15 protein-coding genes and 1 pseudogene are annotated in these 16,054 nt (G+C 66.8%); 8 read left to right on the forward strand and 8 right to left on the reverse strand.

Going from position 1 to position 16,054, the window contains the following annotated elements; genetic code table 11:
* Positions 1-126: 126 nt before the first annotated feature.
* Positions 127-993: a GNAT family N-acetyltransferase gene (locus ACFYO0_RS38105; RefSeq protein ID WP_388685585.1), complete on the reverse strand. Its 867-nt coding sequence runs from the start codon at positions 991-993 to the stop codon at positions 127-129.
* Between the two features lie 288 nt (positions 994-1,281).
* Positions 1,282-1,716: a VOC family protein gene (locus ACFYO0_RS38110; protein ID WP_388685587.1), complete on the reverse strand. Its 435-nt coding sequence runs from the start codon at positions 1,714-1,716 to the stop codon at positions 1,282-1,284.
* 312 nt (positions 1,717-2,028) lie between these two features.
* Between ACFYO0_RS38110 and ACFYO0_RS38115 the strand changes: the two genes are divergently transcribed.
* The 3 genes from ACFYO0_RS38115 to ACFYO0_RS38125 all read left to right on the forward strand — a co-directional run bounded on the left by ACFYO0_RS38115 (position 2,029) and on the right by ACFYO0_RS38125 (position 5,927).
* The gene (locus ACFYO0_RS38115; RefSeq protein WP_388685588.1) at positions 2,029-2,226 is read left to right on the forward strand and encodes a hypothetical protein; all 198 of its coding nucleotides are present in this window, start codon (positions 2,029-2,031) and stop codon (positions 2,224-2,226) included.
* A gap of 235 nt (positions 2,227-2,461) precedes the next feature.
* A complete protein-coding gene (locus ACFYO0_RS38120; RefSeq protein WP_388685590.1) occupies positions 2,462-4,552 on the forward strand; it encodes a hypothetical protein in 2,091 nt (696 codons plus the stop codon).
* Positions 4,553-5,081: 529 nt separating this feature from the next.
* Positions 5,082-5,927 carry an intradiol ring-cleavage dioxygenase gene (locus ACFYO0_RS38125; RefSeq protein WP_388685592.1) on the forward strand — a complete coding sequence of 282 codons (846 nt, stop codon included), beginning with the start codon at positions 5,082-5,084 and terminating at the stop codon, positions 5,925-5,927.
* 343 nt (positions 5,928-6,270) lie between these two features.
* Here the strand turns inward: ACFYO0_RS38125 and ACFYO0_RS38130 are convergent, their stop codons facing one another.
* The gene (locus ACFYO0_RS38130) at positions 6,271-6,456 is read right to left on the reverse strand and encodes a DUF397 domain-containing protein (RefSeq protein WP_388685595.1); all 186 of its coding nucleotides are present in this window, start codon (positions 6,454-6,456) and stop codon (positions 6,271-6,273) included.
* A complete protein-coding gene (locus tag ACFYO0_RS38135) occupies positions 6,456-7,301 on the reverse strand; it encodes a helix-turn-helix domain-containing protein (RefSeq protein WP_388685596.1) in 846 nt (281 codons plus the stop codon). The genes ACFYO0_RS38130 and ACFYO0_RS38135 overlap by 1 nt, the downstream gene beginning before the upstream one ends.
* A gap of 201 nt (positions 7,302-7,502) precedes the next feature.
* Here ACFYO0_RS38135 and ACFYO0_RS38140 point away from each other — a divergent pair, with 201 nt between their 5' ends.
* Together ACFYO0_RS38140 and ACFYO0_RS38145 are read left to right on the forward strand one after the other, a co-directional pair.
* A complete protein-coding gene (locus ACFYO0_RS38140) occupies positions 7,503-8,174 on the forward strand; it encodes an ATP-binding protein (RefSeq protein ID WP_388685599.1) in 672 nt (223 codons plus the stop codon).
* Between the two features lie 302 nt (positions 8,175-8,476).
* Positions 8,477-8,620 (forward strand): annotated as a pseudogene (locus ACFYO0_RS38145) (IS630 family transposase); the annotation flags it as partial.
* Positions 8,621-8,717: 97 nt separating this feature from the next.
* On the opposite strand, the gene ACFYO0_RS38150 reads toward ACFYO0_RS38145, so the two are convergent.
* The gene (locus ACFYO0_RS38150; RefSeq protein ID WP_388685600.1) at positions 8,718-9,446 is read right to left on the reverse strand and encodes an SDR family oxidoreductase; all 729 of its coding nucleotides are present in this window, start codon (positions 9,444-9,446) and stop codon (positions 8,718-8,720) included.
* Between the two features lie 76 nt (positions 9,447-9,522).
* Between ACFYO0_RS38150 and ACFYO0_RS38155 the strand changes: the two genes are divergently transcribed.
* Positions 9,523-9,900, forward strand: a complete 378-nt coding sequence (locus tag ACFYO0_RS38155; protein ID WP_388685603.1) for a MerR family DNA-binding transcriptional regulator — start codon at positions 9,523-9,525, stop codon at positions 9,898-9,900.
* A gap of 506 nt (positions 9,901-10,406) precedes the next feature.
* Here the strand turns inward: ACFYO0_RS38155 and ACFYO0_RS38160 are convergent.
* A complete protein-coding gene (locus tag ACFYO0_RS38160; protein ID WP_388685605.1) occupies positions 10,407-13,550 on the reverse strand; it encodes a DUF3427 domain-containing protein in 3,144 nt (1,047 codons plus the stop codon).
* A 171-nt stretch (positions 13,551-13,721) separates the two neighbouring features.
* Here ACFYO0_RS38160 and ACFYO0_RS38165 point away from each other — a divergent pair, with 171 nt between their 5' ends.
* Entirely contained in the window at positions 13,722-14,075 is a 354-nt protein-coding gene (locus ACFYO0_RS38165; protein ID WP_388685607.1) for a YrdB family protein, read from the forward strand.
* Between the two features lie 145 nt (positions 14,076-14,220).
* Here ACFYO0_RS38165 and ACFYO0_RS38170 read toward each other — a convergent pair whose 3' ends face one another.
* Entirely contained in the window at positions 14,221-14,460 is a 240-nt protein-coding gene (locus tag ACFYO0_RS38170) for a hypothetical protein (protein WP_388685609.1), read from the reverse strand.
* Positions 14,461-14,662: 202 nt separating this feature from the next.
* Here ACFYO0_RS38170 and ACFYO0_RS38175 point away from each other — a divergent pair, with 202 nt between their 5' ends.
* Positions 14,663-15,052, forward strand: coding sequence for a hypothetical protein (locus tag ACFYO0_RS38175; protein WP_388685610.1), 390 nt, complete (start codon positions 14,663-14,665; stop codon positions 15,050-15,052).
* Positions 15,053-15,250: 198 nt separating this feature from the next.
* Here ACFYO0_RS38175 and ACFYO0_RS38180 read toward each other — a convergent pair whose 3' ends face one another.
* A complete protein-coding gene (locus ACFYO0_RS38180) occupies positions 15,251-15,835 on the reverse strand; it encodes a TerD family protein (RefSeq protein WP_388685613.1) in 585 nt (194 codons plus the stop codon).
* Positions 15,836-16,054 lie beyond the last annotated feature (219 nt).

Consider the following 16,054-nt stretch of genomic DNA (forward strand, 5'->3'; position numbering starts at 1 on the left):
GACCGGGACTCGGTAGCGCGTGAACGCCGCTCGGTGGGCGCGCGAACCAATCGCTATACCTGGGTACGCACCGAGAGGCGGGGCCTCGACAAGTTCGGCGTACAGGTCTGGAACGGAGACCTGACGTCAAACCTTCCGGATCCGGTCGGCGATCTCCTGCCTCGCCGCGAACCCGGCCGCCTTGTACGTCGCGACGCCGCCGACGTTGGAGCTCGGCGTGCACACGCGCACGCTCGACGAGCCCATCTCCCGCAGTGCGGCCGCCCCGGCGACGGTGATCGCCCGGCCATAGCCGCGGCCGCGGTGGTCCGCATGGACGCCCATCGGCTCGACCAGTCCCGGCTTCCCCGGGCCGGCCGACCAGACCGTCACCACCGCCGCGGGGTTGCCCTGGTCGTCGTAAGCACCCAGGCATCGGGCGTCGGCGTAGAAGGGTCCCGCGGACATCTCGTGCCGGTACTCGCGCGTGGGCCTCGTGGTGTTGAACGCGGACCGCAGGACGTCGGCGAAGTCCTGTGCCTGCTCCAGGCCGATCGCCTTGATCCACACGCCGGGGTCCTCCACCGCTTCGGCAAGGTCGCGGAAGAGCGGCGTCCACGGCTCGTCGACACCCCAGCCCTCCTTGGCCAACAGGTCGTGGAGCAGCAGGCCCTGCGGCGCCTCGATGGACACCGCTCCTTCCGGCAGCACGCCGCGCTCAGGCAGCGAAAAGTCCTCGACGAGCCGCCGCGCCAAGTCCTCGTCCTGGAAAGCGTCGGGAGCGACCGTCATTCGCACCAACGTCGGCGTATCCAGCATTCCGACAGCGAGGATCCGTCCGTTCCGGCTCCAGGTCCGGACCACCGCGGCCGTCTCGGCCGTTCCGAACCGGTAGTTCCAGCCGATGTCCCCGGGATGCAGTTGCATCGGCGCTTCGTCGTGCTGCCACTCCCGCAGCGCCGCAATAGCCTCGCGCACCCCGTCGGCCGTCGGCGTACTCAGCACAATCGTCATAGCCTGGATCTGACACCCCCGTCTCGGTGGCGTACAACCGATTAACGTAAGTCCCTGTCCTACGCACAGGCCGACGACGTCCCTGCACCTGTGCCGTACGAAGTCGACGGCACAGCCGACGCGGTCTGCGAGGGACCGGCACGCAAGAAGTGCTCGTACGGCGAGTTGCTCGGCATCGCCCGACTGCACAACCTCGCCCTCACAGGATGACTTCCGCCCCACACGAGACCACCTTGAAGAGAGGCCCGAGGGACACGCCCCCCCGGATCTCGCCGTCGCGGAGGATTCTCAGTCGAGACAGAACTCGTTGCCCTCGATGTCCTGCATCACGATGCACGACTCGTTGTCGTCATCGGCCAGCAGCGTTCGCACGTGTACCCCACCGAGCGCAACCAGTCGTGCGCATTCGGCCTCCAGGACGGCGAGGCGCTCTTCCCCCACGAGTCCGGTGCCGACCCGCACGTCGAGATGCACCCGATTCTTGACGATCTTGCCTTCGGGAACGCGCTGGAAGAGCAGGCGCGGGCCCACACCCGAGGGATCACTGCATGCGAAATAGGTGACCTGCTCCTCAGACGGCAGCGAGCGATGGTAGTCCTCCCAAGTGGCGAACCCCTTCGGGACCGGCGGTACGACGTACCCCAACACCTCGCACCAAAAGCCGGCGAGGCGCGCAGGTTCTGCGCAGTCGAAGGTGACTTGGAACTGCTTGATCGACGACATCGGCGCACCATAGCAAGGGGATTCTGTTGCTCATCTCCCGGCGTGGATCCGCAGGTTGTCGGGATGCAGCCGCCGCTGGCCGCCGCCGTGTCGTGCGGTCGCAGGGAGGAACCGATGTCGATGCCTCCTCGATGCCTCCAAGAAGCTGCCCGCCGTTCCGGACCGGACCGCGGCCGAGGCGCCAGCCGCGTTTCCCGACGGCAGTCTGCCGGCCCGGGGCCGCACCTACGGAGACGACTCCTCCCGAGTGAGTGGCCAGGAACCGACCGTGGCGAGGACGCTTCCGGCCGGACGGTCCGCCAAGGGGGCCCCGTGGCGCTGTGGGGCGACATCGAGCATGCCCTCACGGCTTTGCAGGACGCCGGAGAGCCCGATATCAGCACCGTACGACTCCACATCACCGACCGCGCCCACGCCTACTGGATCGGGGACTGGGAATTCACCGCCAAGAACCGCTCGCCCTTGATGGAGGGCAAGTCCGTGTCGCAGTGGGAACATCGGTTCGCTTGAGGCGACGGCAACGCACGGGGCGAGGGGCTGCGGGAACGGCGGCCTGGAGCAGACGCCGTCGCCGCAGCCGCTGCGTGTCGTGCCTACGTCCGCGCACCAGCCCACTTGACCTGCAGGTTTCACGATGCACACCGCTCATTGGCTATGGCGTGGCGCCGGAAGACGTCAGTCCCGTTGCCCGCCGCCCGGCCCCGTCACAGACTGGGTGACGGAAGGTCGCTGTACGGGGGGTGCGATGGCTGGACTCGACAAGGAGCAGGCTGAAGAGGAGAGGGGGACGGAGCCCGACGGTTCCGTCCCCCGCCCCGCCCGCCTCCTCCACGCACTCGCGCTCGGCTGTGCCGTCGTACTCGCCTGGTACGCGGCGTTTCCGCTGACGGACGGGCTGAGCGCCGCGCAGGCTGACGACTTCGGGTCGGCGCACTGGTTCCCGCGTGCCCTGGCAGCCGGCGCCGCCGTCGTCCTCGTACTGTCGATGGGGCGGCGGGCCGGGGCGCTCGCTGCGGGCGGGCTGGCGGCTTCGGCGGGACTCATCGGCCTGGTGGCGTATCTGACGTGGGAGCGTCCGGAGCGGGCGCGGATCCTGCCGCCCAGCCTGGAGTTACGGCCTGCCGCTCCCCTGGCCCTCGCGCTGATGTGCGCCGCGGTCGTTCTGCTGTGCGTCCCGCTCGGCCTACGGCGCAGGCCCTGGTTCGGCATCGCGGACGCGGCTGCCGGGCGCGCGGGCACAGTACGGCGCCGGATCCGGCAGGTGATGGCGACACTGATCGCCGGCTGTCTGCTGGGCGGGCTGCTGTCCGGTGCCGGGTCGCTGGGAGCGGCGCTGGTGCGGGGCGATCGGGAGACGCTGACGCTGCCGCGCCAGAAGGTGGACGCCGTACCGGAGGAGCGGTGGTACGACGGTGCGATCAATACGTATTCGCCGACCGAGTGGCCAAAGGGCGTGCCGTCACAGCGGGCCTGGGAGCGGGCGTTCGACAGCCCCGTCGCACTGAGTACTTGCGAGCGGAAGGGCGAGCACAAGGCAGGCCGCTGGGACGAGTACAACCGCGGCACCGTCGTCGGGATCGACGACGACCTCGACCCCGACGGCCCCTCCGTGGTCGGAGCCGACGCCCGCACCGGCGAGCAGCGCTGGCGCTACACCGTCCCGAAGACCCGGTACGCCACGATCAACCAGGTCGGCGTCGGCGAGGGATGCGCCGTCCTCGTCCTGGTCGGCAACTCCGTCACCACGCTGGACGCGTTCGACGGCTCGGTACGGGGACGCTTGCTGCTGTCGTCCCCTCACCTCAGCGAGCAGACGAACGTCTACGGTCCCAAGGACGGCGAGAGGTGGTGGTTCCTCACCTCCACCCGCTACACGCTGGACGACCGGGGCCGACTGCCCCGGCTGGTGCCGCTGCCGCTCCAGGACCACTCATATCTCATGACTCCCAAGGAGCATGTGCTGGCCGTGCGGAACAGCGACGGCCGCGCGGCCGCGATGGGGTTCGACGACGGAGCCTGCGGCCGCCTGGTCCACGGTGAGTATCTGGAGTGGGGGCAGGCGATGGTCACCCACGACTGCGGAGCGGAGCAGATCCGCAGCTTCGGACTCATGGATCACGAAGAGGAGGGCGAGACAACGCCGTTGCTGTACGGGACTCCCCAGATGTCCGAGCCCGTCCCGGCCGAGTGCCGGCGGGACGGGACTGCCACGGCAACCGTGTCCACGCGCTCCAGGTTCCTGGTGCTCTTCGAAGGATGCGCCGACGACGCCCGCGGGGCATGGTGGGCCGTCCTCGACCCCGATCCGTACCCGGGCGACCCCATGGTGAAGTGGCAACGCTGGCCGGAGCGCCCATCGGCGCTCCGGGAGGGCACCCAGCCTGTGGTCGCGAAGAGCGGCTTCGTACTCCCGCACCGCGAGGGCATGCTCGTCGTGTCCGACCACTACCGCGACCCGTCGGACACCCTGGTCGTCCAACTACCGGACAGTGACCCGGCAGTGGCCTTCGCCGTCGACGACGTACACGACATCAACAGTGACAGCCAGCGCACCAACGGCCTGCTGGTGCTGGGCACTTCGGGCCGCGTCCACGCCGTCTCCGAAACCATCGAGGGCGAGAACGAGTTCACGGTCACCGACACCCAGACGTCCCCCGTGGCCCCGGTGGCCGACTGCGACGGCCGTGCGGGTCTCCTGGCCGCGCACACCTCCCCGACGATGCTTCTCACTTGCACGTCGGAGGCCACCGGCGGTACGGAGGTGGTCGCGTACGCCGGGGAGGCACGGCCCGTGGACCTGTACGACCCCGATGAGCCGGGCGGTAACGGCGACTGACCAGGGCGCCCTACAACGAGCCGCGGCATGCCGCAGGTCCCGGTCGACGACATCGAGTACGACGCGGGACACCGCCGCCTGGTGGCCGCGACGTTCGGCAGAGGCTTCTACGAACTGACCACTTCCTGAGCCGATCGCGTGCTGCGGGTGTCCCGCCCACCTGGGGGCGGGACACCGCCGAACCATGCCCAGGCGCATTCCCGGCACTGCATCGCGTCACCATGCGAAAAGGACCCTCCGGCCGCTTGGAGTCCGCTGTTGCCACGGGACTGAACTGGTCACCGCGCCCTCCCTTCGGCTGCAGATCAGGATTCTTACAACTGGCCGCGTACGCGATCCTGTCCCAGACCGCGTTGATCGCCTCCCTGCACCGCCGCCCCTCATGCCGCCGCGAGCCCGATGACCTCACCAGTCTCGATCGAGGACCATGACCCAAGCCCTGTGACAGGCAATTGACAGTCGATCGGTAGGGGACCGACAGCCCAGATGCCTGGTGCCCAACAGCAACCGGCTCATACCGTCTGTCGTCATGAACGCACACCACCGGGAAGAAGTGCACGAGCACGACCGGGGCCTCTCCCACGACCTCCCCCTTCTCGCCCGTCGCCGAATGGTACGGCTGCTGGCGGGGGTGAGCCTGGTGCCGCTGGTGGGCTGCACTTCCGAGGAGGAGACCTCGGCGTCCTCGTCCCCGTCGCCCTCCCCGTCGTCGTCCTCCCCGTCGTCCGCGTCGTCGCCCGTTCAGTGCGAGACGATCCCCGAGGAGACCGAAGGCCCCTTCCCCGGCGACGGTTCCAACGGCGTGAACGTCCTGCGGGAGAGCGGTGTCGTCCGCAGCGACATCACGAAGAGCTTCGGCGACTCCGCGGGGGGTACCGCCGAGGGCGTGCCCCTGACGATCACGCTCACGGTGGTGGACGCCGCCTCCGGCTGCGGCACCCCCAAGAAGGGCGCCGCCGTCTACATCTGGCAATGCGACCGGGAGGGCAGGTACTCCCTGTACAACGACGGCGTGACGGACGAGAACTATCTGCGCGGCGTCCAGGAGGCGGACGACAAGGGACAGGTCACGTTCAAGAGCATCTTCCCCGGCTGCTACCCGGGTCGCTGGCCGCACGTCCATTTCGAGGTCTACGGCAGCCTGGCCGACGCCACGGCGGCCAGGTCCATCACGAACACCTCGCAACTCGCGCTGCCGAAGGACGTGAGCGACACGGTGTACGCCACCGACGGCTACAGCGAGAGCGTGAGCAACCTCAGCGAGCTCTCCCTGGAGTCGGACATGATCTTCAGCGACGGCTACGACCAGCAGCTCGCGACGGTCACCGGCAGCGTCGAGCAGGGGTACACCGCGACGCTGTCGGTTCCGGTGTGACCCGTCACAGATGAACGGCTCGCGGTTCATTCCGCAGCCGCTCCACATCCAGGATCTCCGGCTCGCAGCCCATGGCGGGGTGAGCGGCCCAGCGCTGGCGCTCCCTCGCTGCTCCCTGCAGCGAGGGCAGGCGCACGGTGGTGGACGGCCGAGCGTCGGCAGCTCCTGAGCCGCTGCTCAAGCGTCGGTTCCGCTCCCACCGGTCACCTCCGGGAAGAACGGCATCATGCGGCGAGGGAATTCGATCACCGTCTCATGCTCGGGGACTTCCATCTGGGCCACGCGAACTTTGCGCGGGCCGGTGCCGACCTCCCCGCTCGCAGGGTGCAGCCTTCCGAAGGGCCTAGCCCAGCCGCGCGGCCACGAACTTGCCCCATGCCTCCGCCGATATCGCGACGTGAGGTCCCTCCGGCTGCTTGGAGTCCCGTACCAGCACACCGGCCGGTACGAAGGCGGCCTCTACGCATTCAGTGCCGCTGCCACCGCTGTACGAGGACTTGAACCAGCGGGACTCGGACCGTACGGCCATCACGACTCCTGGCTTATGCGATGGATCAGCGTCACAGAGGACTCGAGGTCGAGCGCCTGTGCGCGGAGGTATTGGAACGCCAACCTATAACGCTCCAGTTCCTCGGGCTTCTCCATGAAGAGGCCACCGCCGAGGATGTCCACGTACACGACATCCAGTTCAGGAGTCTGCCCTCCCAGGACGACGAAGCTCCCAACTGCCGCCGCATGAGCTCCGGCTGAGAACGGGAGAGTTTGTACGGTCACGTGGGGCAGCTCTGACACGGTCAGCAGGTGGCGAAGCTGTTCACGCATGACCTCAGGTCCACCGACCGTGCGCCGGATCGCCGCCTCGTCGATCACGCACCAGATGTGCGGTGGATCCTCCCGCTGAAGGAGCTCCTGCCGCTTCATGCGGATGTCGACCATGTGCTGCACTTCCCTTTCGGGACACCGCATTTCCGAGGCTCGGTGAACTGCCTCGGCGTAGGCCCGGGTCTGGAGGAGGCCAGGGATGTACATGCAGGCGTAGTGGTCCTCCCGCACCACCTCGTCTTCGAGCGTGAGCATGAGGTTCATTGACTCGGGGATGGGATCGGCGAGCGACCGCCACCAGCCCTGGATCTTGGCACCTTTTGCTAGCTCGACCAGGGCAAGTCGTTCCTCGTCCGAGGCGCCGTACTCACGACAAAGGGCATCCACAGCAGGCCACTTGACCGAGCCTTCCTTGGTCTCGTAGCGGCTCAACGTCGCCTTTGAGATGCCGACACGCGTGCCCGCCTCCTCCAGGGTGAGGCCTTTGAGCTCGCGAAGGCGACGCAGGTCAGCGCCCAACTGGCGCCTGCGAGTGGTGGGTCCGCCTGCCATGTTCAAGGCCCTTCATGTCGACCTGTCAGATCGTGGGGGTTGCCCAACCGCATCGGCAAGGTGGTGCGCGCCGGGGGCGCGCGGATCGTGGCGTGCTTCCATCGAAGCAATATGAGAGTTCCATTTTGAGAGTTTCAATGCAACTCTCGGTGTGTAGTCGATTGCCTACTGCAACTCGACGTTCTCCAAGGGAGTTGAAATATGGACTGCATCGCTGGACTGCTGAGGAAGCCGTGGGATCTCTCCTTCGTAGCCGAGCCCGAGGAGATCGCAGGTCTGCGTCGCATCATGAGGCTGCACTTGGGGCTGTGGGGCTTGCATGAGGTGATCGACGCGGCTCAACTCTGCGTCAGCGAGCTGGCGTCCAACGTCATCACTCACGTGGGCGTCGGAACCCCAACGACGCTCGCCGTATCGATGAGCGGTGCTCGCCTGCGTATTGAAGTCCACGACCCCGATACGCGCGCTTTGCCCACGCTCGTCCACGCGGGCTCCGACTCCGAGAACGGGCGCGGCATGGCCCTCGTCGACGCCACCGCCGACCACTGGGGAGTCCAACTCCGCGCCGATCGGAAGGTGACTTGGTGCGAACTGGAGACGGGACTGGCCTCTGCTAACGGACACTGCGGAGGCACCCGCGTAACCCGAGTCGAGGCGATGCTTCGCCTGTACGGGAACGGAAGAACGAAGCTCCCGCAGGCCGCAAGGTCACACGCTCTGACCGCAACTGTCGCGGAGGTAGCGGCGATTGCCATGATCGCTGATCTCCTCCACTGGCTCCGGGCGCACGGATGCGACGCGGACGAAGCGCTTGACCGCGCCCAGATCCACTTCGAAGCGGAGATCGCTGAAGGCCACGGACATTCGGCTTGACCGGGGCCCCTTGAACGACGATGAGTGGCGCCGTCTCAATGGCGGTGCCACTGCATACTCGTCATGCGAAGTACGGTTCAGGCGATTCCACCGACCGCCCGACCAGGGCACCTCAACAAGATCGTGATAGGGAGCTCTACGCGGGCGAGAGCGTTACAACAATTTCTCGGAGAAGCGGGAGTTCGTTACGCGACGCCGTACGCCACGCGCAACCGATATCTCCTCAACCCGCCAGTTCGCGAGTTCGGCGAGGCGAGCCATGATGAGCAGTTTCGTGAGGAGTTACGGCTCCAGGCGGCGGACGCGGATGGCTCTCCAACGTCGCCTTCGGTTACCCCGAACACCTCGACCAGCGCATCCGACGCGGCTTACGCCTCATCCAGGACCGCAGTCACCTCATAGACGGCTGCCTCGCCGAGACCGGCCTGACCATCGGACCCGCCTGATCAGCGACACGACACCACGAGTTCGACCTCAAGTAGAGGAGTTCGAGAGGCCGATGGAGAAGCAGCCGACCGAAGTCCGTGCGGCCCGAGGGGCCCCTCAGGCCGCCATCAGTGCCGCCAGGGCGCGGTCCATTGCGGCGTTGAACTCTTCCGGCGTCAGCGGCAGACGGGACTTGACGTCCCGACTCCACTGGTCGGCGAGGACCTCGGCGGAGCCCGCCTCAACACCGTCGAGCGCCGCGTCGGCCAGGTCCGACGGAGCGATCTTGTCCACGGGCCAGCCCGCCGCCATGTCGGTGTCGGCCAGGCCGAGGTGTACCGCTGTGACGAGCGTGCCCTGCTCGGCGAGCTCCAGGCGGACGCCGTTGGTCATGGCCCAGGCGGCGGCCTTAGTCAGGTGGTAGGCATTGGCGCCCTTGACCCCGAACCACGACATGGCGGAGAGGACGTTGACGATCGCGCCCCCGCCGTTCCTGGCGAGCGCCGGCGCGAACTCCCGGATCATTCCCAGGTGGCCGAACATGTTGGTCTCCAGCTCGTGCCGCACTGCGTCCAGCGAACCGGTCACCAGGTCGGTCCCCGTACTGATTCCCGCGTTGTTGATGAGTAGCGAGACGTCCGGGGCGGCCTCGGCGGCGGCCCTCACGGATGCGGGATCGGCGATGTCGAGGGGCAGCACCTCGACCCCGGGCAGGTCCACGGTCTCCGGTCGGCGGGCCGTCGCGTAGACCTTGCGGGCGCCCTGTTCGAGCAGGCGCTGGGTGAAGGCGCGGCCCAGGCCGCGGTTGGCTCCGGTGACAAGGGCGACGGAGTTGTTGATATCCATGGCCCGTACGCTAAAACCTGACGCTAGCGTCAGAGGCAAGTGCTGGTCGTCAGGGCCAGGGGTGGGAGGAATCACCATGACTGTCACAGTGGCCGCAGCCGAGCGGTTGATCCGCATCGGCGAGGTGGCACGAGGTGCCGGCGTCTCAGTGCGCGCCGTGCGCTACTACGAGCAACAAGGGCTGCTCATCGCGGAGCGCAGCCCGTCCGGCCAGCGCCTGTACCGGCAGGACGCCATCCCCCTGGTCCGCTTCTTCCAGCAGATGTTCGCCGCCGGCCTCACCAGCCGAAGGATCACCGAACTCCTGCCGTGCTGGGACTCCGGGCACACCGACGCCCAGCAACGAGCCATGCTGCGAGCCGAGCGCGAGCGCATCCAGGCCAAGATCGACGACCTGCAGGCCGCCCTGGACCACCTCGACGAGGTCATCGCGATCACGGACACGCACCCGTAGGCGCGGTCGGCCAGACGTCTCATCAGCGATCTAACCTCGCTGTCTTGGTTGGGGCGATGAGGAGTCGTTGAGGGGGAACTGTTGTCGGGCGGCCGACGCGATTTTCGGTGTTCGGGCAGGGCGGAGACCAGCGCGGTGGTCTGGTTCTCCAAGGTCTTTCCGGTCGTAGGCCGTCAGGTTTGCTGGTCAGCTGCAGGACGGTGCAGTGCGGCCATGCGATGGAAGGCCTTGACCCCTGATGTTGGACACACGAGACACTGGATCCTGAGGATCTGAGAACGGACATCTCGTGGTCATGAAGAACAATCCGCCGCAGTTCAAGGCGGACGCGGTCGCGCTGTACCAGTCGCGGCCCGGGGCAATGATCAGGTCGGTTGCCGCCGATCTGGGGATCAAGAACCGCTGACGTTCGGCGGTCAGCCCGCCCCCTTGTGCATACCGCGTGCCTCCGGTGATACCGCGGCCCACGGCCAGCCGTCAGCCTCTACGGCACCACGAGTTCAACCTCAGTAGCCAGCTGCGATGGCCGAATACGTCCACACGTCAGCTGGAAGCTCATGCCTCAGTCGCCATGTGATCGCCATCGGCCTGCTGCCGGTGTGTTCTACGTACGTGGCCGGGCCCAGGAGCATCCACGGCTCGGACTTGCCGATGTCGTTGTTCTTGTAGCGGCGCATGAACAGGAGGATATGACTGCCCTGTTGGGCGTGATGCTGGTAGCGGAGGCCCATGCGGGAAAGTTCTGCGGTGGCGTTCTGTGATTCCCAGTGGAAGAGCGTGGGGCTCAGTGCGTAGTCCTTGTAGCGGACGGTGGGGGAGAAGTCCTTCTCGTTCTTCTCCAGGGTGATGAGCATGGCGTCGGTTTGGAGGTCCTCGACCCACAGGACCCCCTGGGCGAAGGATCTGGGCATCTGGCCACCGAAGCGGGCCACGCCGAGAGCGGCCAGTATCTCGGAGCGGTTGTAGGCGCTGTGGACCTTCAAAGGGACGTGGCTATGGGGCCCCGACAGGGGAATCGGGAAGTGGTCGGCCTGCTCGATGACGTACGACAGCACCTGCCGAAGTTCGTCGCGGAACACCGGCTGGGAGCGCAGTGATTCGAGGCCTTGCTGGAAGCTGGAGAATCCCCCGGCGTTGTCCCACAGGTTGAAGAAAAGCATGCGGGCGTACATCTGGTCCGTGGGAGTCAGAGTCTCGTACGCAGGGGTGTCGTCGGCGAGCAGGCGAAGGTAGGCGTGGGCGCGCTCGTGGTCGTCGACGTGCAGGAACGCGTGGACGCGCTTGAGTAGTGCTGATTCTCCTGAAGGAGCCGGGCCTTCGACGAGGCCCGCCTTGCGGAGGACCGTCGTCCACGAGTTGTCGCTCTTGTAGAGCTCCTTGATTTCGCGGCGGCTCTCGCGGAGGTAGTCCGCAAGGCGCGGTGTGCTGTACGCCTTGGCTTCGGTCACCAAGGTCTTGATGGTGGCACCCAGTTGGGTGCGGATGTTGTCGAGGACGAGATCCTTGGAAACGCCCTCCAAGATGATCTGGCAGCCGGAGGGAAGCTGGGGGAAGTCACGCTCGATGTGGTCGACGAGTCGGTTCCGAGAGAGGTTCGTCAGGGCCCGGAACTGCTCCTCGAAGCGGAACTCCGCCCGATGCTGGCCGATGAAGTCCAAGACGGTGAGTACCGGCTTCGTTTCCGTCCTGCGTAGGCCTCGGCCCAGCTGTTGGAGAAAGACCGTGGCGCTGTTTGTAGGGCGCAGGAGGAGCAGAGTGTCGACGTCAGGGATGTCGAGACCCTCGTTGAACAGGTCGATGGAGAAGATCACTTGAAGCTTGCCGTCGCGTAGGTCAGCCAGCGCCTGCGCTCGTACGGCAGCCGGCGAGTCGCTGTCGAGTGCCGCCGCCTGGAAGCCTGCCTTGCGGAAGAAGTCGGCCATGAAGTGCGCGTGCTTCTTGTCGACGCAGAAGCCCAGGGCACGCATGGCTCCCGGATTGGAGACCTTGTCCCGGATTTGTTTGACCACGATGCGGGCGCGCGCGTCGTTGCCCGTATAGAGGTTGCCGAGGTCGCGATCTGCGTAAGTGCCCCTCTGCCAACCGATGTTGGTCAGGTCCGTGCCGTCTGGGATGCCGAAGTAGTGGAAGGGGCACAGTAGATCGTTCTCGAGCGCCTCCCAGAGGCGCATCTCCGCTGCGATGCGTCCCTCGAAGAACTCGTCCTGCACACTCCGCCCGTCCATTCGCTCGGGGGTGGCGGTGAGGCCCAGCAGTTCCTTCGGCTCGAAGTGGTCGATAACGCGGCGGTAGGTGGCGGCTGTGGCGTGATGGAACTCGTCGATGACGATGAAGTCGAAGTGGTCGGGAGCGAGTTGCTCCAGCCGCTGGACGTTGAGCGACTGGACGCTCGCGAAGATGTGGTTCCAGGCGCGGGGGTCTTCGCCGCCGTAAAGAAGCTCACCGAAGGATGCGTCGTCGAGCACTTCGCGGTACGTACGCAGGGACTGCTTGAGGATCTCCTTGCGGTGGGCGACGAACAGCAGCCTCGGATTTCCGTTGCCGAACTTTCTGCGCAGTGCTCGATAGTCCAGGGCCGCCATCACCGTCTTGCCGGTACCGGTGGCAGCGACCAGGAGGTTGCGGTTTCGGCCGCGGATTTCGCGCTCTACGCGAAGACGCTCGAGCATGTCCCGCTGGTGAGGGAAGGGATGCACCTCGAGCCCGGAGAGGTTGATCTTCAAGTCGCTCGGGGAGCCGGAGCCGCCCGCCTGAGCCAGGGCTCGATCGAGACGTTCACCATCGTCGTCGGGGTCGTATGACTCGAAGGCGCTGTCGTTCCAGTACGCGTCAAAGGTCGCCTCGAACTTGTCGAGCACCGCGGGGGTGGCGACCGATGACAGCCGTACATTCCACTCCAAGCCATCAAGCAGCGCGGCCTTGGACAAGTTCGAGCTGCCGACGTACGCGGTGTCGAAACCACTGTTGCGTCGAAACAGCCACGCCTTCGCGTGCAGCCGCGTAGAGCGGATCTCGTAGTTGACCTTTACCTCGGCGCCGAAGTCGCGGACAAGGCGGTCGAGCGCGAGCCGATCAGTGGCGCCTATGTAGGTCGTCGTGATGACGCGGATCGGCACGCCTCGCTCCTTCGCGGCGCGCAGCGAGTCCTCGAGGACGCGGATGCCGTACCACTTCACGAAAGCGCAGAGAAGGTCGATGCGGTCTGCGGTGGCAAGCTCGGCCCTCAACTCCGCGCCCAGGCTGGGGTCATCCGAGGAGTTTGTGATCAATGAGGTTTCCGAGAGGGGCGTGAGAGGGCGCAGGGCGTAGACACCCGGAGCTTCCCGCTCTGCCAGGGTCAGGAGCTGCCGTGGACCCTCGACGATGGCGCCGACGGTCTCTTCCGGATCGGGCGCGCTCGCGGCCAGTGACTCAAGGATCTGGTTCGCAGTGGCGACTTGCTTGTCGTGGGGGAGCTGGCTCAGCCTGCGTCCGACGGCCTCACCGATATAGCGAGCCAACACGTGCGGGGACGATTCCGCGCTGACCTCCGCATCGATGGCCTTCCAGCCCGCCTCTTCGAGTCGCTCTATCTCACCGTGCAAGCTGCGCGTAATGAGCTGCTCGTAGACGCCTGCGACTGGCTGCCTCAGATCCCCCGGTTCTGCCACCGATGCTCCTTCGATTCTCACGACGGTAGGGCTCTGTTCTAACAGCAGTTACTGACAATCGGGTGCGCGAGTCGCAAGCGACCCCCGTGGGCAGTGAGAGAAGGCGCGACCGCGTCACGGGGGCTGGGATGTCGTGCCCCACTCATGACCGAGCCACGGAGGCCACACTCCATGACCATCCCCGCACCCCTCGCCTGGGCCGCCGAAGGGCTCGCCTTCGCCCTGGAACTGGCAGCGCTCGCGGCCCTGGCCTGGTGGGGGTTCACTCGGCCCGGCTCGCGGATGGCGTCCATAGCCCTGGGGCTGGCCGCTCCGCTGCTCGCGGCCGTCGTCTGGGGGGCGTTTGCCGCGCCCCGCGCCTCCTTCACTCTGCCCCTGGTGGGCGTGCTCGCTGTCAAGGCGTTGGTGTTCGGAGCGGCTGTCGTGGCGCTGGCCTCGATGGGGCACCGCAGTCTCGCCCTGTGGTTCGGCGTCGTCGTGGTTCTCGATACGGCCGTGATCACGTCGTTGCGTGGCGGTGAGTAACACCGACCGGCAAGAGGGGTGCCCTGGAGTTGGTTCAGGTGGGCGAGTGCGCGGTCTGGGACGCTCGTATGGAAGCGTCGATGAGGTCGCTGAGTGACGTGCGAGCGTGTTGCAGGTCGGTCGTGCGAGTGTCCGGCTCGTGCCGTTACGTCTGAAGGTGTTCCAGGACGTATGCGTCGAGTTCGGGGCCGTCGCCCGGGGACACGGCATGAGTTGCGGATGGTCTGCGTGGGGAGTCGGCGGCTTGAAGGATGCGGCCCGTGGGTGTGCGGCCTCCGTGCCGTTCCCGCGCCGTCTGGCCCTTCAGGGTGTGCCGTTCCAGCGCCAACTGGCCCTTCAGGGGGTCTTTGACGCACTCGATGAGCTGCCGGATGGGCTCGGCCATTGATGCGGGTCCCGTCGTACGCTGCTCCTGGCTGGCGGAGGACAGCCGGAACGGGGAGGCCGTGGCGAGGGCGAGACGAAACGCGCGTGGGAGCGGACGCGGGCGCCGGCCCGTCGGTATACGACCCAAGAGTCCGTGGCGGCTGGCCGCGTGGTGGTGTGCGGCGCTGGCGTGCTTCGGTGCGACCGCCGTGCTGGGCTCGTTGACCACTTCCGTCCTCGGCTGGACCGGCGCCTCGGGGACGCTGACCGTGCGCGAATGCCACGAGGGGCCCGAGGCCAAAGGCGGCGCGCGTCAGATCTGCACCGGTAAGTTCGTCTCCGACGACGGCCGAGTCGTGGACGACTACGCCAGTCTCGCCTGGGACGACGGTCGCCACGGCGCGGAGCGACACGTGCAGACCACTTCCGGCGGCTACCAGGCGCGCGACGCGCACACCGCGCTCCTGGCGACCAGCTCGACGGTGCTGAGCGCCCTCGTGGGCCTCGGCTGCGCCTTCGCGGCGCTGCCCGCCGATCCCAAGCTCTGGGTGGTGACCCGCCTCTTTCCCTCCCGCCTGGGGGATTTGTACCTGCGGGAAGGGCAGCGGTGAGCCCGCGCGTCAGGTGACATGAGGATGACGAGCGCGGCCACCGTGAGCCCCAGCGGCCACGCCCCGGCCGTGGCGAGCACGGCGGCGGCCACCGCCGCCGTGCTGGCGGTGGTGGCCGCTCGGGTGCTGCCGGTCGGTGAGCATGCGGTGGATGAACAGGGCCGTGTGCCGGGGAACCCAAGCCGGCACGATCCTCCGCTACTTGCTCGTAGCGAAGCGCATCAGGGACTGCTCATCCCCCTGCTTGATCTTCCCGGTCTCGTTGATCACCTGGAGTTTCCAGCTCGCGCCATCCCTCGTCGCCTTGGCCACTGCGCAGCCGTTGTCAGCGGTGAGCAGGCTCGGCCAGATGTCGGCGACCTGCTGGGTACTGCCGCCCGTGGCGTCGTACACCTTGAAGCTGATGTTCCGCGCGTTCTGGAAGGAGCTGCGCTTCTTGTACGCGGCGGCGACGAACACGATGGAGGTGATGTTGGGCGGCACCTTGGAGAACTCGACGGTCACCGTCTCGTCATCGCCGTCACCCTTGCCGGTCTGGTTGTCCCCGCTGTGCACCAGCGAGCCGTTGCCCAGTGGGTTCAGGGAGTCGAGCCCGGCCAGGCGGACCGGATCCGCCCCGGCCATGGCGATGGCGATCAGGTCGAGGTCGGTGCCCGTCTTCTGGCGGAGCTTGCCCATCAGGCCGCCGCTGCTTCCGACGGTGGGGTCCCAGGACACCCCGATGGACAGATGGGTCACCCCGTCCAGATCCGCCGGGCCGTCTTCCTTCTTGAGCGTGATCATGCTTGATCCTCTTGTTGGTTGGGGGACTGTGAACACCTGAAGTGTGCCTTGTGCCCCTCGTCGTTCCCTCCACCTGGTCCGGCATCGACAGTCACGTCAGCGGAGTTGGCTGACCGCTCAATCCTCCCTACGTTGTTCTACGGGACCGGGCGAGCCCTTCGTATGGTTGGCCCACCCAGGGGCGTCGGGTGTGGCTTTCAATCTTCTGCCGCTTGTGGC

It is taken from the genome of Streptomyces sp. NPDC006365 (assembly GCF_042870755.1).
GTDB lineage: Bacteria > Actinomycetota > Actinomycetes > Streptomycetales > Streptomycetaceae > Streptomyces > Streptomyces xiangluensis.

Excerpts from the sequence above, each read along its gene's own strand:
- ACFYO0_RS38105 (WP_388685585.1), bottom strand. The coding sequence starts at position 993 with ATGACGATTGTGCTGAGTACGCCGACGGCCGACGGGGTGCGCGAGGCT.
- ACFYO0_RS38110 (WP_388685587.1), bottom strand. The coding sequence starts at position 1,716 with ATGTCGTCGATCAAGCAGTTCCAAGTCACCTTCGACTGCGCAGAACCT.
- ACFYO0_RS38120 (WP_388685590.1), top strand. The coding sequence starts at position 2,462 with ATGGCTGGACTCGACAAGGAGCAGGCTGAAGAGGAGAGGGGGACGGAG.
- ACFYO0_RS38125 (WP_388685592.1), top strand. The coding sequence starts at position 5,082 with ATGAACGCACACCACCGGGAAGAAGTGCACGAGCACGACCGGGGCCTC.
- ACFYO0_RS38130 (WP_388685595.1), bottom strand. The coding sequence starts at position 6,456 with ATGGCCGTACGGTCCGAGTCCCGCTGGTTCAAGTCCTCGTACAGCGGT.
- ACFYO0_RS38135 (WP_388685596.1), bottom strand. The coding sequence starts at position 7,301 with ATGGCAGGCGGACCCACCACTCGCAGGCGCCAGTTGGGCGCTGACCTG.
- ACFYO0_RS38140 (WP_388685599.1), top strand. The coding sequence starts at position 7,503 with ATGGACTGCATCGCTGGACTGCTGAGGAAGCCGTGGGATCTCTCCTTC.
- ACFYO0_RS38150 (WP_388685600.1), bottom strand. The coding sequence starts at position 9,446 with ATGGATATCAACAACTCCGTCGCCCTTGTCACCGGAGCCAACCGCGGC.
- ACFYO0_RS38155 (WP_388685603.1), top strand. The coding sequence starts at position 9,523 with ATGACTGTCACAGTGGCCGCAGCCGAGCGGTTGATCCGCATCGGCGAG.
- ACFYO0_RS38165 (WP_388685607.1), top strand. The coding sequence starts at position 13,722 with ATGACCATCCCCGCACCCCTCGCCTGGGCCGCCGAAGGGCTCGCCTTC.
- ACFYO0_RS38170 (WP_388685609.1), bottom strand. The coding sequence starts at position 14,460 with ATGGCCGAGCCCATCCGGCAGCTCATCGAGTGCGTCAAAGACCCCCTG.
- ACFYO0_RS38180 (WP_388685613.1), bottom strand. The coding sequence starts at position 15,835 with ATGATCACGCTCAAGAAGGAAGACGGCCCGGCGGATCTGGACGGGGTG.